General features: G+C 72.2%; 16 protein-coding genes, 1 pseudogene and 1 riboswitch. Of the genes and pseudogenes, 8 read left to right on the top strand and 9 right to left on the bottom strand.

Annotated features, from left to right (window positions below; translation table 11 throughout):
* Positions 1-12: 12 nt before the first annotated feature.
* Complete coding sequence (locus C3486_RS29385) at positions 13-978, bottom strand: glucosyl-3-phosphoglycerate synthase (protein ID WP_103835813.1); 966 nt, start codon at positions 976-978, stop codon at positions 13-15.
* Positions 979-1,158: 180 nt separating this feature from the next.
* A riboswitch (SAM riboswitch) is annotated at positions 1,159-1,307 on the top strand.
* A gap of 17 nt (positions 1,308-1,324) precedes the next feature.
* On the opposite strand from C3486_RS29385, the gene thrC reads away from it, so the two are divergent.
* From thrC to groL, 4 genes are all read left to right on the top strand, one after another.
* Entirely contained in the window at positions 1,325-2,611 is a 1,287-nt protein-coding gene (gene thrC, locus C3486_RS29380) for a threonine synthase (protein ID WP_103835812.1), read from the top strand.
* 68 nt (positions 2,612-2,679) lie between these two features.
* Complete coding sequence (locus tag C3486_RS29375) at positions 2,680-2,958, top strand: MoaD/ThiS family protein (RefSeq protein ID WP_103835811.1); 279 nt, start codon at positions 2,680-2,682, stop codon at positions 2,956-2,958.
* 457 nt (positions 2,959-3,415) lie between these two features.
* Positions 3,416-3,619, top strand: coding sequence for a cold-shock protein (locus C3486_RS29370; protein ID WP_003986833.1), 204 nt, complete (start codon positions 3,416-3,418; stop codon positions 3,617-3,619).
* Positions 3,620-3,926: 307 nt separating this feature from the next.
* Entirely contained in the window at positions 3,927-5,549 is a 1,623-nt protein-coding gene (groL, locus tag C3486_RS29365) for a chaperonin GroEL (RefSeq protein ID WP_030022296.1), read from the top strand.
* A gap of 134 nt (positions 5,550-5,683) precedes the next feature.
* On the opposite strand, the gene C3486_RS29360 is transcribed toward groL, so the two are convergent.
* From C3486_RS29360 to C3486_RS29350, 3 genes are all read right to left on the bottom strand, one after another.
* Positions 5,684-7,339 (bottom strand): PTS transporter subunit EIIC, encoded by a 1,656-nt coding sequence (locus C3486_RS29360; RefSeq protein ID WP_103835810.1) that lies wholly within the window; start codon positions 7,337-7,339, stop codon positions 5,684-5,686.
* A 99-nt stretch (positions 7,340-7,438) separates the two neighbouring features.
* The gene (gene murQ / locus C3486_RS29355; RefSeq protein WP_103835809.1) at positions 7,439-8,380 is read right to left on the bottom strand and encodes an N-acetylmuramic acid 6-phosphate etherase; all 942 of its coding nucleotides are present in this window, start codon (positions 8,378-8,380) and stop codon (positions 7,439-7,441) included.
* Between the two features lie 58 nt (positions 8,381-8,438).
* Positions 8,439-9,416, bottom strand: coding sequence for a MurR/RpiR family transcriptional regulator (locus tag C3486_RS29350; protein WP_103835808.1), 978 nt, complete (start codon positions 9,414-9,416; stop codon positions 8,439-8,441).
* Positions 9,417-9,540: 124 nt separating this feature from the next.
* On the opposite strand from C3486_RS29350, the gene C3486_RS29345 reads away from it, so the two are divergent.
* Positions 9,541-9,903: a hypothetical protein gene (locus C3486_RS29345; RefSeq protein WP_103835807.1), complete on the top strand. Its 363-nt coding sequence runs from the start codon at positions 9,541-9,543 to the stop codon at positions 9,901-9,903.
* A 7-nt stretch (positions 9,904-9,910) separates the two neighbouring features.
* On the top strand, positions 9,911-10,177 hold the full coding sequence (locus C3486_RS29340; RefSeq protein ID WP_103835806.1) for a DUF4031 domain-containing protein: 267 nt from the start codon (positions 9,911-9,913) through the stop codon (positions 10,175-10,177).
* A gap of 148 nt (positions 10,178-10,325) precedes the next feature.
* Here C3486_RS29340 and C3486_RS29335 read toward each other — a convergent pair whose 3' ends face one another.
* The 3 genes from C3486_RS29335 to C3486_RS29325 form a co-directional block, all read right to left on the bottom strand.
* The gene (locus tag C3486_RS29335) at positions 10,326-11,576 is read right to left on the bottom strand and encodes a Cmx/CmrA family chloramphenicol efflux MFS transporter (protein ID WP_103835825.1); all 1,251 of its coding nucleotides are present in this window, start codon (positions 11,574-11,576) and stop codon (positions 10,326-10,328) included.
* A 167-nt stretch (positions 11,577-11,743) separates the two neighbouring features.
* Positions 11,744-12,055, bottom strand: coding sequence for a DUF397 domain-containing protein (locus tag C3486_RS29330; protein ID WP_103835824.1), 312 nt, complete (start codon positions 12,053-12,055; stop codon positions 11,744-11,746).
* The gene (locus C3486_RS29325) at positions 12,048-12,884 is read right to left on the bottom strand and encodes a helix-turn-helix transcriptional regulator (RefSeq protein ID WP_103835805.1); all 837 of its coding nucleotides are present in this window, start codon (positions 12,882-12,884) and stop codon (positions 12,048-12,050) included. The genes C3486_RS29330 and C3486_RS29325 overlap by 8 nt, the downstream gene beginning before the upstream one ends.
* Positions 12,885-13,057: 173 nt before the next feature.
* Here C3486_RS29325 and C3486_RS29320 point away from each other — a divergent pair, with 173 nt between their 5' ends.
* The gene (locus C3486_RS29320) at positions 13,058-13,276 is read left to right on the top strand and encodes a hypothetical protein (protein ID WP_103835804.1); all 219 of its coding nucleotides are present in this window, start codon (positions 13,058-13,060) and stop codon (positions 13,274-13,276) included.
* Between the two features lie 83 nt (positions 13,277-13,359).
* On the opposite strand, the gene C3486_RS29315 is transcribed toward C3486_RS29320, so the two are convergent.
* Positions 13,360-14,064, bottom strand: a complete 705-nt coding sequence (locus tag C3486_RS29315) for a hypothetical protein (protein WP_103835803.1) — start codon at positions 14,062-14,064, stop codon at positions 13,360-13,362.
* Positions 14,065-14,213: 149 nt separating this feature from the next.
* Here C3486_RS29315 and C3486_RS29310 point away from each other — a divergent pair, with 149 nt between their 5' ends.
* Entirely contained in the window at positions 14,214-14,915 is a 702-nt protein-coding gene (locus tag C3486_RS29310) for a copper homeostasis protein CutC (protein ID WP_103835802.1), read from the top strand.
* Positions 14,916-15,071: 156 nt separating this feature from the next.
* Here C3486_RS29310 and C3486_RS29305 read toward each other — a convergent pair.
* Positions 15,072-16,021: pseudogene (locus tag C3486_RS29305) on the bottom strand (AAA family ATPase); the annotation flags it as partial.

Genomic DNA, 16,021 nt, shown 5'->3' with positions numbered 1-16,021 from the left:
CCGCCTTGCGGCTCAGGCAGCCCGCCGCTCCGCGTACTCCGGCACCTCGCGCATCGGCGGCCGCTCCTCGGTGTCCACCGCGGTCGTACGCGGCACGAAACCGCCCTCCTCGCCGCGCTCGAACTGGGTGAGCCGGGGCCGTACGAGGTGGCCGCGGGCGAGCCGCAGCTGGGCGGTGCGGTAGATCGCCGCTGCCATCCGGCCCAGCGCCTGCCCGTCCTGGTGCCGGTGCTTGCGCACGCCCACGTCCACCTGCGCCAGCGCGTCCAGGCCGACCGTGTGCAGCGCGTCGACCAGCAGGCCCAGCTCGACGCCGTACCCGACGGGGAAGGGCAGCCGCTCCAGCAGCGAGCGGCGGGCCGCGTACTCGCCGCCGAGCGGCTGGACGAACCCGGCCAGCTGCGGCCAGTGCAGATTGAGCAGCGGACGGGCCACCAGCTCGGTAACCCGGCCGCCCTGGCCGGCACCGGAACCGGCAGCCCCGTCACCCAGCGGCCGGTCGTACATCGCCTTCACGAACTGCACCCCGGGCTCGGTCAGCAGCGGCCCGACGATCCCGGACACGAAGTCGGCGGAGAACTCGCGCAGGTCGGCGTCGACGAAGCAGACGATGTCGCCGCTGGTGGCCAGCAGTGAGCGCCACAGCACCTCGCCCTTGCCGGGGACGGTCGCCAACCGGGGCAGGACCGCGTCGCGGTGCACGACCCGCGCGCCGGCCGCCGCCGCGACCTCGGCCGTGCGGTCGGTGGATCCGGAGTCCACCACGACCAGCTCGTCGACCAGGGGAACCGCTGCGGACATCAGGTCGCGACGGATGATCTCCACGATCGTGCCGACCGTGGCCTCCTCGTCGAGCGCGGGCAGCACTACGCTGACCGTCTGCCCCGTACGGCCTTTGGCGGCCAGCAGCTGGTCGAGCGGTCGGTCGGCGGCGGACCAGGAGCGGCCGGCCAGCCAGCGCTCCACCTCTTCCAGCACGTATCCGTCTCCTTTTGCTACGCGTACGAGCCTGCTCGCTACGCGGTGTGAGCCATCTCGCGGTTCGGACGGCTATCTCAACCATCCACCCCTTCGGTTACAGTCTTGAACAACGCGGATGACCACCGCATGCCGGGGTCACCGCTCAACAAACGCCTGCGTTTCGCACGCAGGCCATACCGCTCATCCAGAGGGGCAGAGGGATACGGCCCGTTGAAGCCCCGGCAACCCTCCAGCCGGTCTCCGTCGCAGTGAAGCGCGCGAGGCTCCCGGCTAGGGAAGGTGCCAAATCCGTCTCACGGCGAGATGCGTCGTGAGGAAGATGAGGAGAAAGGGCCTCGCCTCCATGGCTGTGCAAGCTTCCGAAAGCACTTCTACTTCCGCCGTCTCCCTCGGCCCCGCCGCCGCGCTGTCCTGCCGGGAGTGCGGAACCCGCTTCCCGCTGGGCCCGATCTTCGCGTGCCAGGAGTGTTTCGGGCCGCTCGAAGTGGCGTACGACCTGCCGAGCGGCGACCCCGAGGGTCTGAAGAAGCAGATCGAGGCCGGTCCGGACAACATCTGGCGGTACGCGCCGCTGCTCCCCGTCCCCGCCGACGTGGCCGACAAGCCCAACCTCAACCCGGGCTTCACCAAGCTGGTCAAGGCCGACCGCCTCGCCGCCGAGCTGGGCGTCACCGGCGGCCTGTACGTGAAGGACGACTCCGGCAACCCGACGCACTCCTTCAAGGACCGCGTCGTGGCCATCGCCGTCGAGGCGGCGCGTGCCTTCGGCTTCACCACCCTGTCCTGCTCCTCCACCGGCAACCTCGCCGGCGCGGTCGGCGCGGCGGCACGCCGGGCGGGCTTCCGCTCCTGCGTGTTCATCCCGCACGACCTGGAGGCCGGCAAGGTCGTCATGGCCGCGGTGTACGGCGGCGACCTGGTCGGCATCGAGGGCAACTACGACGACGTCAACCGCTTCTGCTCCGAGCTCATCGGCGACCCGCTGGGCGAGGGCTGGGGCTTCGTGAACGTCAACCTCCGCCCCTACTACGGCGAGGGCTCCAAGACGCTCGCGTACGAGATCTGCGAGCAGCTCGGCTGGGAGCTGCCGGACCAGCTCGTCATCCCGATCGCGTCGGGCTCGCAGCTCACGAAGATCGACAAGGGCCTCAAGGAGCTGATCCGGCTCGGCCTGGTCGAGGACAAGCCGTACAAGATCTTCGGCGCCCAGGCCGAGGGCTGCTCGCCGGTGTCCACGGCCTTCAAGGCCGGCCACGACGTCGTGCGCCCGCAGAAGCCGAACACCATCGCCAAGTCGCTGGCCATCGGCAACCCCGCGGACGGCCCGTACGTGCTCGACATCGCCCGCCGCACCGGCGGCGCCGTGGAGGACGTCAACGACGAGCAGGTCGTGGACGCGATCAAGCTGCTGGCGCGCACCGAGGGCATCTTCGCGGAGACTGCGGGCGGCGTGACCGTCGGCGTCACCAAGAAGCTCATCGAGAACGGCCTGATCGACCCGGCCAAGTCCCTCGTCGTCCTGAACACCGGTGACGGTCTGAAGACGCTGGACGCCGTGGCGCCGACCACGGGCCCGACCGCGACCATCCGCCCGAGCCTGGACTCCTTCCGCGAGGCCGGCCTCGGCTGAGCCGCGGTACCCGGCCGCAGCCCCGCCCCGCACCCGTTGCCACTGAACCCGGAAGGCAGAGGAACACCATGAGCGTCAACGTCCGCATCCCCACCATCCTGCGCACCTACACCGGCGGCCAGGCCGAGGTGCCTGCCGAGGGCGCGAACCTCTCCGAGGTCATCGCGGACCTGGAGAAGAACCACACCGGCATCGCGGCCCGCGTGCTGGACGACACCGGCAAGCTGCGCCGCTTCGTGAACGTCTACGTGAACGACGACGACGTCCGCTTCGAGGGCGGTCTGGAGACCGCGACGCCGGACGGCGCCAGCGTCTCGATCATCCCCGCGGTGGCCGGCGGCTGCTGAAAAGGGCCTCGTACGCCCCTTCGCGCGCCCCGTGTGCGCCCCTCGTGCACCGTCTCGTGAATGACGGCTCACGCCTGACGGAATCGCCCCGTCCGCAGCAGAAGCGGACGGGGCGATTCCATGTCGTTAAAGGCGATACAGTTGGGGCTAATCCTCTCCGCGCGCGTGCCCGACGCATATGAGAACGCGACAAGATGTGCGCAAAGTGTGTGCGCAATTTGTCGCGTTGATGCGCTATGCCCGGCCCGGCTTGCCCCTACTTGTTGAGACTTCGGCCGATATCGCCGAATGGTCGTGGGCAGAATTCTCGTCCGATTGACCTGTTGCGCTGGGCATCGGTGCAGATACATTCAGCGGCGGTCGACGCGTTCCGGCGCACACCCTCCTTGGGGGTGAGGTCTGACCCGGGTCCGCGGAGTGCGGTCCTGCGCAAGGGCCAGCAATAGGGGAGTTAGGAATGGCTCAGGGCACCGTCAAGTGGTTCAACGCGGAGAAGGGGTACGGCTTCATCGCGGTCGACGGTGGTGCGGATGTTTTCGTCCACTACAGCGCGATTCAGATGGACGGCTACCGCACCCTTGAGGAAGGTCAGCGGGTCGAGTTCGAGATCTCGCAGGGCCAGAAGGGGCCGCAGGCGGACATGGTTCGCGTGGCCGGCTGAAGCGCCGACCGACTGCAGCGTACGGAGGCCCGTGCTCCCCCAGGGGGAGCACGGGCCTCTCGTTGTGCGTACAGCCACCTTGCGGCGCTGCCGCGCCATCCCTCAGGCTGGCTGAGGCGCTTGCACTCGAGGGGGTCGAGTGCTAATCATTGCGTTAGCACTCTGAAGGTGAGAGTGACAGAACTTCGGATCGGGCCGGTGAGGCCCGCGGTCCGGTGGGGCAGGGAACCACTGGCCGCAGGCCGTCCGTCGCGGGCACTGGAACGGTCCACTGCGTTTCCACCCCTGTCCGGGAGGACCACTTCACATGGCCAAGATCATCGCGTTCGACGAGGAGGCACGGCGCGGTCTCGAGCGCGGGATGAACCAGCTCGCCGACGCCGTCAAGGTCACCCTTGGCCCCAAGGGCCGCAACGTCGTCCTTGAGAAGAAGTGGGGCGCCCCCACGATCACCAACGATGGTGTGTCCATCGCCAAGGAGATCGAGCTCGAGGACCCGTACGAGAAGATCGGTGCCGAGCTGGTCAAGGAGGTCGCGAAGAAGACGGACGACGTCGCCGGTGACGGCACGACGACCGCGACCGTCCTGGCCCAGGCCCTGGTCCGCGAGGGCCTGCGCAACGTCGCGGCCGGCGCCAACCCGATGGCCCTGAAGCGCGGCATCGAGCGCGCCGTCGAGGCCGTCTCCGCCGCCCTGCTGGAGCAGGCGAAGGACGTGGAGACCAAGGAGCAGATCGCCTCCACCGCCTCCATCTCCGCGGCCGACACCCAGATCGGTGAGCTGATCGCCGAGGCCATGGACAAGGTCGGCAAGGAAGGCGTCATCACCGTCGAGGAGTCCCAGACCTTCGGTCTGGAGCTGGAGCTCACCGAGGGTATGCGCTTCGACAAGGGCTACATCTCGGCGTACTTCGCCACCGACATGGAGCGTATGGAGGCGTCGCTCGACGACCCGTACATCCTGATCGTCAACTCCAAGATCTCCAACGTGAAGGACCTCCTTCCGCTGCTGGAGAAGGTCATGCAGTCGGGCAAGCCGCTGCTGATCATCGCGGAGGACGTCGAGGGCGAGGCGCTGTCCACCCTGGTCGTCAACAAGATCCGTGGCACCTTCAAGTCCGTCGCCGTGAAGGCCCCGGGCTTCGGTGACCGCCGCAAGGCCATGCTCGGCGACATCGCCATCCTCACCGGTGGCACCGTCATCTCCGAGGAGGTCGGCCTCAAGCTCGAGAACGCCGGTCTGGACCTCCTGGGCCGCGCCCGCAAGGTCGTCATCACCAAGGACGAGACCACCATCGTCGACGGTGCCGGTGACAGCGAGCAGGTTCAGGGCCGCGTCAACCAGATCCGCGCCGAGATCGAGAACAGCGACTCCGACTACGACCGCGAGAAGCTGCAGGAGCGCCTGGCGAAGCTGGCCGGCGGCGTGGCCGTCATCAAGGCCGGTGCCGCGACCGAGGTCGAGCTCAAGGAGCGCAAGCACCGCATCGAGGACGCCGTCCGCAACGCGAAGGCGGCCGTCGAGGAGGGCATCGTCGCCGGCGGTGGCGTGGCCCTGCTGCAGGCCTCCTCGGTCTTCGAGAAGCTGGAGCTCGAGGGCGACGAGGCCACCGGTGCCGCCGCTGTGAAGCTGGCCCTGGAGGCCCCGCTGAAGCAGATCTCCGTCAACGGCGGCCTCGAGGGCGGCGTCGTGGTGGAGAAGGTGCGCAACCTGGCCGTCGGCCACGGTCTGAACGCCGCGACCGGCGAGTACGTCGACATGATCGCCGAGGGCATCATCGACCCCGCCAAGGTCACCCGCTCCGCGCTGCAGAACGCCGCCTCCATCGCGGCGCTCTTCCTCACCACCGAGGCCGTCATCGCCGACAAGCCGGAGAAGGCCGCTGCGGCCGCTCCGGGCGGCATGCCCGGCGGTGACATGGACTTCTGATCCACCCCTTCCGGGAACGGATCGGCTGTTCACAGCTGTACGGACCGAGGGCGGCACCCCCATCGCGGGGGTGCCGCCCTCGGGCGTTCTCCGGGCGCCGTGCCGGGGGCGCGGCGGGTGCCGCGCCGGCCGGGTCAGACGGAGGCGGGCTCCTTCGCCGCGGCGGAGCCGCCGGCGGCGGCCGTGCCGGTCCCGGTGCCGCCGGCCACGGGGGACCGCGCGGCGGTGTCGGCGTTCAGCTCGGCCAGCATCTGCTTGCTGAAGCCGAAGAAGTAGGTGGCCAGGAAGCCGACGACGTAACCGGCGAGCAGGCCGACGGCGTAGATCGCGGCGGTCGTGCCGAGGCCGTGGTTGCCCTTGAGGAGCGGGAAGAGGGCCCAGCCGGACGGGCCGATGGCGGTGGAGCCGACGGCCGTGCCGAGCTGGTTGAAGAGGCCGACGAAGCCGCCGCCGACCGCGCCGCCGACGCAGGCGGTGACGAACGGCCGCCCGAGGGGCAGCGAAACGCCGTAGATCAGCGGCTCGCCGACGCCGAGGAAGCCGGCCGGGAGCGCCGACTTGATGGTCGTACGGATCGAGCCGTTGCGCGGCAGCCGCAGGTAGACCGCGATCGCCGCGCCGACCTGCCCCGCACCCGCCATCGCCAGGATCGGCAGCAGGACCGTGTAGCCCTGCTGCTCGATGAGGGTGGTGTGGATCGGGATGAGCGCCTGGTGGAGGCCGAGCATCACCAGGGGCAGGAAGAGACCGCCGAGGACGAAGCCGGCGAGCGCGCCGCCGTGGGCCAGCAGCCAGTTCGCGGCCGTGCCGATGGCGGTGGACACCTCACCGGCCGCGTACATCAGGCCGAAGATCGTCACCAGGCCGGTGAGCAGGACGGTGAGGGTCGGGGTGACCAGTACGTCCAGCGCTTCGGGGACCCACTTGCGGCACCACTTCTCGACGTACACCGCCAGCACGGCGGCGCCCAGCGCGCCGAGGACGCCGCCCTGGCCGGGCGAGAGCTTCTGGCCGAAGGCGCTGATGTTCGCGACGCCGGGGAAGACGATGATCGCCGCGACCGCGCCGCCGAGGACCGGCGTGCCGCCGAACTCCTTGGCGGTGTTGTAGCCGACGAAGACCGCGATCAGGGCCATGAAGCCGGAGGCGATGGCGGTGAGCGCCGGGACCAGGGAGGGCAGCCAGCCGAGGTTGGTCAGCAGGCCGTTGATGCCGGCGATGATGCCGCAGCCGATGAGGGCGGGGATCAGCGGGACGAAGATGTTCGCGATCCGGCGGAGGAACAGCTTGAAGGGGGTGGCGTTCGCCGCCTTCCGGCGGGCCTTCAGGGCTGCGCCCCGCTCGGCCAGCTCGTCGGCGGTGGTGGGCGCGGGGGCACCGGGCGCGCCCGCGCCGCCCGCCGTGCCGGACGGGGCGGTGCCGCCTGCCGGGCCGGCGGCACCGGTCCCCTCGGCGGGGGCGGTCCCGGCCGTCGCCGAGGCAGGCTCGGGGGCGGCCGCCCGCTCCTCCTCGACCAGCTCTTCGAAGACGGGCGTGACGCGGGCGACGGTGCCCGGGCCCAGCACGATCTGGTACGTGTCGTCCTCGACCACGCCCATGACGGCCGGCAGCGCCTTCAGCGCGTCGTCCTGGACCAGCGAGCGGTCCTTGATGCCGAGGCGGAGCCGGGTCATGCAGTGCGCGACGGAGGTGATGTTGGCAGCGCCGCCGACGAGGGGCAGGAGCGCGGCGGCGGTGGCGCGGTTCTTGTCCGGGGAGCCGGAGTTCCCCTGGGGAGATGCAGAGGTCATGTGCAGGCGCTGTTCTGTCGAAGGGCTGCGCGTCGTTGCGCGGGGGGAGTGGAGGGCGCCGCTCCCGGAGGAACGGCACCGGCAGCAGGGCGCGGGCGGTCAGCTTTCCTGGGCGGCGGCGCGGAGGGCGGCGCGCAGGTGGCCTCCGGATTCGGCGAGCAGGCGGGCGGCCGTCGGGCCGTCCACGGAGCCGAGGATCGTCAGGATGGCGTTCTTCACCTCCCCGTCGGTGGCGGCGAGCGCGTCCTCGATCTCGGCGTCCGACGCGCCGGTGGCCAGTGCGACGATGCGCCGGGAGCGCGCCCGCAGCTTGTCGTTGGACGCCCGGACGTCGACCATCAGGTTCCCGTAGGTCTTGCCCAGCCGGATCATGGTGATGGTCGAGAGCATGTTCAGGACCAGCTTCTGGGCCGTGCCGGCCTTCAGCCGGGTCGAGCCGGTCAGCAGCTCGGGCCCGACGACGACCTCGATGCCGTGGTCGGCGGCGGCCGCGAGCGCGGAGCCGGCGTTGCACGACAGGCCGACGGTCAGCGCGCCCTGGGCGCGGGCGTGCTCGACGGCACCGATGGCGTACGGCGTGCGGCCCGAGGCGGAGATGCCGACCACGGTGTCGTCGGCGGTGAGCCCGAGCGCGTCCAGCTCGGCGGCTGCCAGGTCCTTGCTGTCCTCGGCGCCCTCCACGGCGGTGATCATGGCGGGCGGGCCGCCCGCGATCAGCCCGATGACCTGTTCGGGGTCGGTGTTGAAGGTGGGCGGGCACTCGCTGGCGTCCAGGATGCCCAGCCGCCCGGCCGTGCCGGCCCCGGCGTAGATCAGCCGGCCGCCGCGGGCCATCCGGGCAGCCACGCCGTCGATGGCGGCGGCGATCCGCGGCAGCTGCTCGGCGACGGCGGCCGGGACGGTGGCGTCCTCGCCGTTCATCGTGCGGGCGATCTCCAGGGTGGACAGCTGGTCGATCTCGGCGAGCTCGGGCCGGAACGCCTCGGTGGTGAGGGTGTCCAGCTCGGCCCGCAGCGCGGCGTGGTCAGCGGTGGAAGTCATGGGTGGGGGTTCTCTCCGGAGGTACGGCTGCGGGGGGACGCGGAGCGTGGCGCGCGGATCAGCGGGGACGGGGGGAGTGGCGGTGCGCCAGGGCCTCGTAGGAGGCGGAGAGGGCGGGTGCTGCCGTCTCGTACGTGCGCTGGGCGACGCCGACGAAGAGGCAGTCGACGACGAGCAGCTGGCTCGTGCGGGACGACATGGCCGCCGGGCGCAGCTCGCTCTCCCGGGCCGTGGACGTGGTGAGTATGTGGTCGGCGTAGGAGGCGATCTCGCCGTCCGGGCGGCCGGTGATCGCGATGGTCGTCGCGCCGTGGTCGAAGGCGACCCGCAGCGGCTCTATGACGTCGGTGGTGCGGCCGGAGTGGGTGATCGCGACGGCGACGTCACCGGCCCGCATCTGCACGGCGTTGGTCACCGCGAGGTGCGGGTCGGCGTGCGCGTGCGCGATGAGGCCGATGCGCAGCAGCTTCTGGGCCAGGTCCTGGCCGACGAGGCTGGAGGCGCCGATGCCGTACACATCGATGCGGCGGGCGCCGGCCAGCGCGGCCACGGCGGCCTCCAGCTGGGTGGTGTCCAGCGCGGCCGCGGTGTCGGCGAGGCACTGCTGCTCCTCCTGCGCGAGCTTGGTGACCACGTCGGTGAGGGAGTCGTCGACCGCTATGTCGGCGGTGACGGCGGGCGCCCGGCCGGTGGCCTGCTGCGCGGCGAGGGCCGCGAGGGCCAGCCGCAGGTCGCGGTAGCCGGGGTAGCCCAGCAGCCGGGAGGTGCGGACGACGGTGGCCTCGCTGGTGCCCGTGCGCTCGGCGAGGCCGGTGACGGTGAGCGCGGCGCAGCCGGCCGGGTCGCCGGCCACGGTCTCCGCGACCCGCTGCATCGAGCGGGTCATGGACGGCGCCAGCGTGCGCACCTTGGCCGCCAGGGCCGCCGGGGCCGGCGGGGTCCGGTCGGGCTGGGGCCGTCGCGCGGCGGGGGCCGTGCGGGAGCCGGTCCGGTCGCCGGACGCACCGTTGAAAGTTTCCTTCAGTCTCGTGCTCACCTCTGAAAAGTAATTTCAGCGGTGCGCGGCGTCAATACCTCACCGTGGCCTGTGGACAACTTGAGTTCCGGTGGCGGAGCAGAACGCGTGTGGGGCTCCGGCGTGTCCGCGCGACAATGGACGCATGGAGTTGGAACAGGCGCTGCACGCCGCCCGGGCCCTGGTGATCGCGGACCTAATGGCGGGCGATGTCGCCGACGCCGACATCGTCTCGCTCGTGGAGGACGCGGTCGCGCACCGGCGCTGGTGGGTGGAGCAGTGGCCGGAGGGCGCCGAGTTCGTCGCCGGTCTGGTCGCCCAGGACGTCCAGGACTCCCTGCTGGAGCGGTACGGCCGCTGGCCGCTGTGCCCGGTGTGCACGGAGGGCGGTGACCCGCACGCGCTGGACGTGGAGCCGGAGCTGGGCCCGGACCCGCACTGGGTCTGCCCGAAGACGGCGGTCTCGGTCGCGCGCGTCGGCTCGCTCGGCGCGCCTCTCGGGCGCTGAGGCCGGCGTGGCGATCTACATCGATCCGCCGACCTGGCCGGGGCACGGCCGGCTGTGGTCGCACCTGGTGAGCGACGTCTCGTTCGAGGAGCTGCATGCCTTCGCCGCCGGGATCGGCGCGCCGCGGCGGGCCTTCGAACGCGACCACTACGACCTGCCGGCGGAACGGTACGCCGACGCCGTACGGGCCGGCGCGGTCGAGATCGGCAGCAAGGAGCTGGTGCGCCGGCTCACGGCCGCCGGACTGCGCCGCCCGAAGCACCGGCCGCACTGAATCCCGTAAGCGGTACGGCGAGCCGACAGCAAGCCGCACCGCGAGCGGTACCGCAAACGAAGGGCGGCGCCACGGCCGGGATGCCGTGGCGCCGCCCGAGTCGTACGCGGCGGGCGGGGCCCGTCGTACGAGATCGAGTGCGCGTGGGTCAGAGGCGCTTGGCGCCCACCTGTGCGCCCCGCTCCTCCGCCGCTGCCTCGTGGGCCTGCGGCTCCTCCGAGGAGGCGACCAGCCGGGAGGCGGCGCCCGTGCTGCGGTGCAGCCGGTGGGCCAGCACGGTCACCACGACGGCGGCCGCCGCCAGCACCGCACCGGTCCACGCCACGGCCGGGTAGCCCCAGTGCGCGCTGATGACCAGGCCGCCCAGCCACGGGCCGAGGGTGTTGCCGATGTTGAAGGCGGCCGTCGTGGTGGCCCCCGCCAGCGTCGGCGCGGCGTTGGCCACGTTGAACATCCGGGCGTTCAGGGCCGGTGCCGTGGCGAACGCGGTGACGCCCAGCATCAGCGAAAGCGCCACCGCGGCAACGGAGTTGTGCGCGGTCAGCGCGAGCACCGCCAGCACGACGGTGGAGGCGGCGATGCCGCCGAAGAGCGTCGGGAAGAGGTGCGCGTCGGCGATCCGGCCGCCTATCGACGTACCGATCAGCGCGCCGACACCGAAGAGCGCGAGGACCGTGGGCACCCAGCTCTCGGCCAGCCCCGCTGTGGTGGTGAGCAGCGGGGAGAGGTACGAGAAGAGGGCGAACACCGCGGCGGCGTTCAGCGCGGTGGCGCTGAGCGCGAGCCAGACCTGCTTGTCCCGGTAGATCCGCAGCTCACGGCGGAGCTGCGGACGGTCCTCGCCGGTGGGCACCTCCGTGCGCGGCACGAGGGCGACCACACCGACGAGGCCGATCGCGGAGAGCGCCGCCACACCCCAGAACGCGGCGCGCCAGCCGGCCGACTGGCCGAGCAGCGCGCCGGCCGGGACGCCCGCGATGTTGGCGATGCTGAGACCGCCCACCATCACGGCCATCGCGCGGGCGCGTGCGGAGAAGGGCACGAGCGAGACGGCAACGGCCGCACCGACCGCCCAGAAGCCCGCGCAGGCCAGCGCGCTCACCACACGGGAGACGAACAGCACGCCGTACGAAGGCGCGAGGGCACCCGCGACCTGGCCGAGGCCGAAGACCGCGAGCAGTCCGATCAGTGTGGTGCGGCGCGGCAGGCGCAGCGTGGCGGCGGCCAGCGTCGGAGCGCCGACCACCATGCCGATCGCGAACGCCGAGACCAGCAGGCCGGCTTGCGGGATGGAGACGTCCATGTCCCGGGCCAGTGGCTGGAGGATTCCGGAGAGCATGAACTCGCTCGTGCCGAGAGCGAAGACGGACAGGCCGAGAACGTAGACGGCGATGGGCATACGGGCGCGTTCGGCGCGATCGGTGGGGACAGGCATGACACGCATGAACAGCGTGAACACGCCTGACATTCCCGGTGGGTCCGCGCCGAAGGGACCGTCATCCGCCGGTCCGGCCGCCGTCACCGGCAGGTGGCGCGGGCGTCACCCGCCGCCCCTGCCCGGGGCCGTCAGGCGCCGGCGGCGGGGGCCAGCGCGTCGTCCCGCACCGCGGTGACGAACGCCGACCACGCCGACCGGGGCACGACGATCGCCGGCCCCGAGGGCTTCTTGCTGTCCCGCACCGGGACCGCGCCCGGTGCGCCGTAGCCCATCTCCACGCAGTCGCCGCCACTGCCGCCGCTGTAGCTGCTCTTGCGCCAGCGGACGCGGGAGAGGTCCGGTGCGGGACTCGCGGAGCGGCGGGCCGCGGTGCTCGGCGCACCGTGGCCCGCGCCGTGGACGGCTCCGTGCCGTCCGGGGAGGAACGTGTGGTTATCCATGACCATCCTGGAAATCCTTCGCCGCCGACTCGATGAGAACGAGGGACGCTTCGGGTGACAGTGCAGCGGCCCGGACGAGATCGTAAGCCAGGCCGTACCGTTCCACACGCAAAGGCTCATCCAACATCTGACCTGTTTCAAGGGCTTGGAGGTATGCGACGGGCGGTGCATCTGCGAATGTCATCAGCTTGAGCGAGCCTTCGAGGCCCGCGTGCGCACCCTCCGAATAGGGCAGGACCTGCACGATGACGCGATTGCGGCGCATGAGTGCCGCGATGTGCGCGAGCTGGGTGTGCATGGCGGCCGGACCGCCCACGGGGCGGCGCAGGACGTTCTCGTCGAGGACCGCCCAGAACATCGGCTTTGTTGGATCGTCGAGGATGCGGGCGCGGTCCAGCCGCGCGGAGAGCAGATCGTCGATGACGCTCTCCGGAGCCACCGGGCGGGCCGCGCGGAACACGGCGCGCGCGTACTCCTCCGTTTGCAGCAGCCCCGGCACGAGCAGCGGTGCGTACTCCCTGATCGAAACGGCTAAGGACTCGAACTCCGCGGCGTCCGCGAAGTGTTCCGGATAGCGCGAGCGCTGGGCGGCTTCGGCGTTCCGCTCGAAGAAGCCGTCCGTCTCGAGGATCTCGTCGATCCGCCGCGCGTACTCCATCTGCATACGGCGAGCACCCGATTCGAGCTGGCCGATGAACGACCCGCTCACGAACATCGGTGCGCCGAGCTCCGCCTGCGTCAGCCCTGCCTTTTCCCGCTTGTACCGCAGCTCGGCGCCGTACAGCGCGCGCGGTGAAAGCGATGCGTCCAGTTGCTTCGGCTTCGGCATGGTCCACTCCCTGTCGTGCACCTGGTGTTGTTGGATGTCACCCTCTGTCAAGCTTAAACCCGGACCGTCACCATATAGACACAACCAGTGAGACGCGACGGAGCGCGATGAGGCGCAGTGAGGCGCGGTGAGGCGCAGTGAGGTCAGCAGTGACCGGAGGGGTGGGGTGCCCGGTGACGCTCCCGGCTAAGGGCTCGTACGTGGTCGACACCAGGTTCGGCCGGATCGGAGAGGTGATGGGGCACGAGGGGCCCTACATGCAGCTGCGGCCGCCGGGGGGCGGCCGCGAATGGGACTGCCCGCCGGCCGACGCGCGGGAAGCCACGCCGCGCGAACGCCTGGCCGCCAGGACCGCGCTGGCCAACGCGCGCAGCCGGGGAGAGCGGCGCTGAACCGAGCGCGAGCAGCGCGAGAAGAGGGCTGAAAAACGCGTGCGGTGTGCCCCGGACCCCGGCGCCCGCGCCCGCCGCCCTCCTTACGACGTCAGCAGGTCGAGCTCCGTGCCCAGGTTCCGCCGGGCCAGCCGCTCCCATCTGTCGTATCCCTCCGGCGTGCGGAACAGCCGCGGCAGCGCCAGCAGCTGGCGCAGCACATCGGCCCGCCCCGCCCGGAACGCCTCGTCCGGCACGAAGCCGAACTCCTCCCGGACCGCCGCCGCATAGGCCGCGTACTGCTCCGGGGCGCCGGCCAGCACCGCCAGGTCCGCATCGCACAGCACCTCGCCGTTGCCGTCCCCCTCCGCCGGGTCGTGCGTGACCGTGAGCCGCACCAGCCGCGCCACCTCCGCCGTGTGCTCCGCACCGATCCCCAGCTCCGGCAGCGCCCGTTCGGCCAGCGCCGCGCTGCGCTCCTCGTTCTCCGAGCGGTCGGGACGGTAGACGGCGTCGTGGAACCAGGCGGCGAGCCGTACGACGTCGGGCTCGGCCGCGTACGCCGCGAGCTCGTCGATCCGGTCCAGCACCGCGGCCAGATGATCGGTCGTGTGGTACCTGCGCTGCGGCTCGGCCCAGCGCTTGAGCAGGTTGTCGGCGTACGGAGCGGGGTCCGGCGACGCGTCGGGGGCGGCGCCGGAAGCGGCGGCCCCGGCGTCCCGGAGCGCCGTGACGGCATCGTGCCAGCGGCGGCGCAGCTGCCCGCCCGGGTCCGTGCGGTCCGTCGGGTCCGTCGGAGAGGTAGCCATGTGCCCATTGTGCGCATCCAGGCCGACGGCCTCACACCGTGATCCGCGCCGACCGCCGGCGTGCCCGGGGCGCCGCTTCCGGACCGCTTCCGTGGCGCATCGGTGCCGTTCCGTAGCGGTGACCGGCCGGGTGTGGCACCCTTGGGCACATGTCTAGACCAATCCTCGAGGTGATCGCGCTCGATGCAGCGGACGCCGCCGCGGCCGAGGCCGGAGGGGCGGATCGCCTCGAACTGGTCACGGACATGGCGTCCGACGGCCTCACCCCGCCGCGCGAGGTCTTCGCCGCCGTCCGGGCCGCCGTCGGCATCCCCGTACGCGTCATGCTGCGCGCAGCGGACGGCTTCGCCGCCGGTGACCCCCGGATGTTCGACGCACTGTGCGCGGACGCCGCTGCGCTCCGTGCCGAGGGCGCCGAGGAGTTCGTCCTCGGCTTCCTGGCCGAGGACGGCGGGCCCGACCTCGCCGCCGTGGACGCGCTGACCGCGGTGATCGACGGCTGCCGGTGGACCTTCCACCGGGCCATCGACCGGGCCGCCGACCGCGACGGCCTGCGCAAGCGCCTGGACGGCCGGCCGGGCCTGGACACGTACCTCACCGCCGGCTCGGCCGACGGCGTCGCGGACGGACTGCCGGTCCTGGAGGCCGAGGCCGCCCGCGCGGCGTCCGGCGAACCGGGGTACGGCCCGCAGATCATGGCGGGCGGCGGCCTCGCCCTCGCCCACGTGCCCCGCCTGCGCACCGCCGGCGTCACCGCCTTCCACATCGGCGGCGCGGCCCGCCCGGCCGGCTGGTCGGCACCGGTCTCCCCGCCCGCCGTCCGCACCTGGCGCGCAGCACTCGACGACTGAGGCGCGGGCGTCGCTGGACGAGTGAGGCGCGGGCGGCGGGCGGACGGCCGAGGCGCGTGGCGCTGTACGGCTGAGGCGCGGGCGGCGGGCGGACGGCCGGGCGCGCACCCGGGGCGCGGCCCGCCCCCGGCGCGCCGGCGGCGGACGGCCCGCGGATCAGTCCGCCAGTTCCTCCGGCAGCGGCGCCCCGTGCACGATCGTCAGGCCCGAGACCGCACGGGTGAGGCAGACGTACAGGCGGCGCAGCCCCGTCCGGCGGTCCGGCTCCGCGTCCACCAGCGCCGCCGGCTCGTCCAGCACCACGTAGTCGTACTCCAGACCCTTCGCGAGCGTCGCCGGCACGAGGGTGAGCCGGGACTCGGCCGAGGTCTCCTCGCCGGGATCGAGCGTGCTCAGCCCGGCAGCGGCCAGCGCCTCGCGCAGCGCCGGCAGCCGCGGCTCGGCGGCGATCAGGCCGATGGAGCCCTCCTTGGCCAGCGCCTCGCGGCACGCCTCGATCACCGCGGCGTCCAGCGCCTCCGGCGCCACCGGCCGGATCGCGAAGTCGCCCGGCGCCTCCCGGATGGAGGTCGCCTCCGAGAGGTCCGGCGCGATGGCCGGCAGCAGCCGCGACGCGTACGCGATGACCTCGCGCGGCACGCGGAAGCCCTGCGTCAGCTCCTCGACCGCGGCGTCCGGCTTGCCCAGGTGCGCCAGCGCCTCCTCCCATGTGTCCGTCGACCACGGGGTCGTGCCCTGCGCGATGTCCCCCAGCACGGTCGCCGAGCCGGTCGAACAGCGCCGGCCCACGGCCCGGTACTGCATGGGGGAGAGGTCCTGCGCCTCGTCCAGCACCACGTGGCCGAGCGAGTGCGTGCGCTCCACCAGGTCGTGCGCCTCGTCGACGAGGACGGCGTCGGCGGGGGACCACTTGGCGCTGCGCACGCTGCGGGCCGGCCGGGTCCACAGGATCGTCTTCTGCTCCTCGTCGGTGAGGATGCCCTCGGCGTGCTCGGCCAGGAAGTCGGCGTCGCTCAGCAGCCGCAGCACCAGCTTCGCCGGGTCGACCGGCGGCCAGATGGCCTTGACCGCCGCCTTCACCGCCGCGTTCCGGGCGACCGCGTCCT

This window comes from Streptomyces sp. Ru73 (genome assembly GCF_002920575.1).
GTDB lineage: Bacteria > Actinomycetota > Actinomycetes > Streptomycetales > Streptomycetaceae > Streptomyces.
Note: the sequence above shows the minus strand (reverse complement) of the source record. Positions and strands in the feature narration are given on the sequence as shown.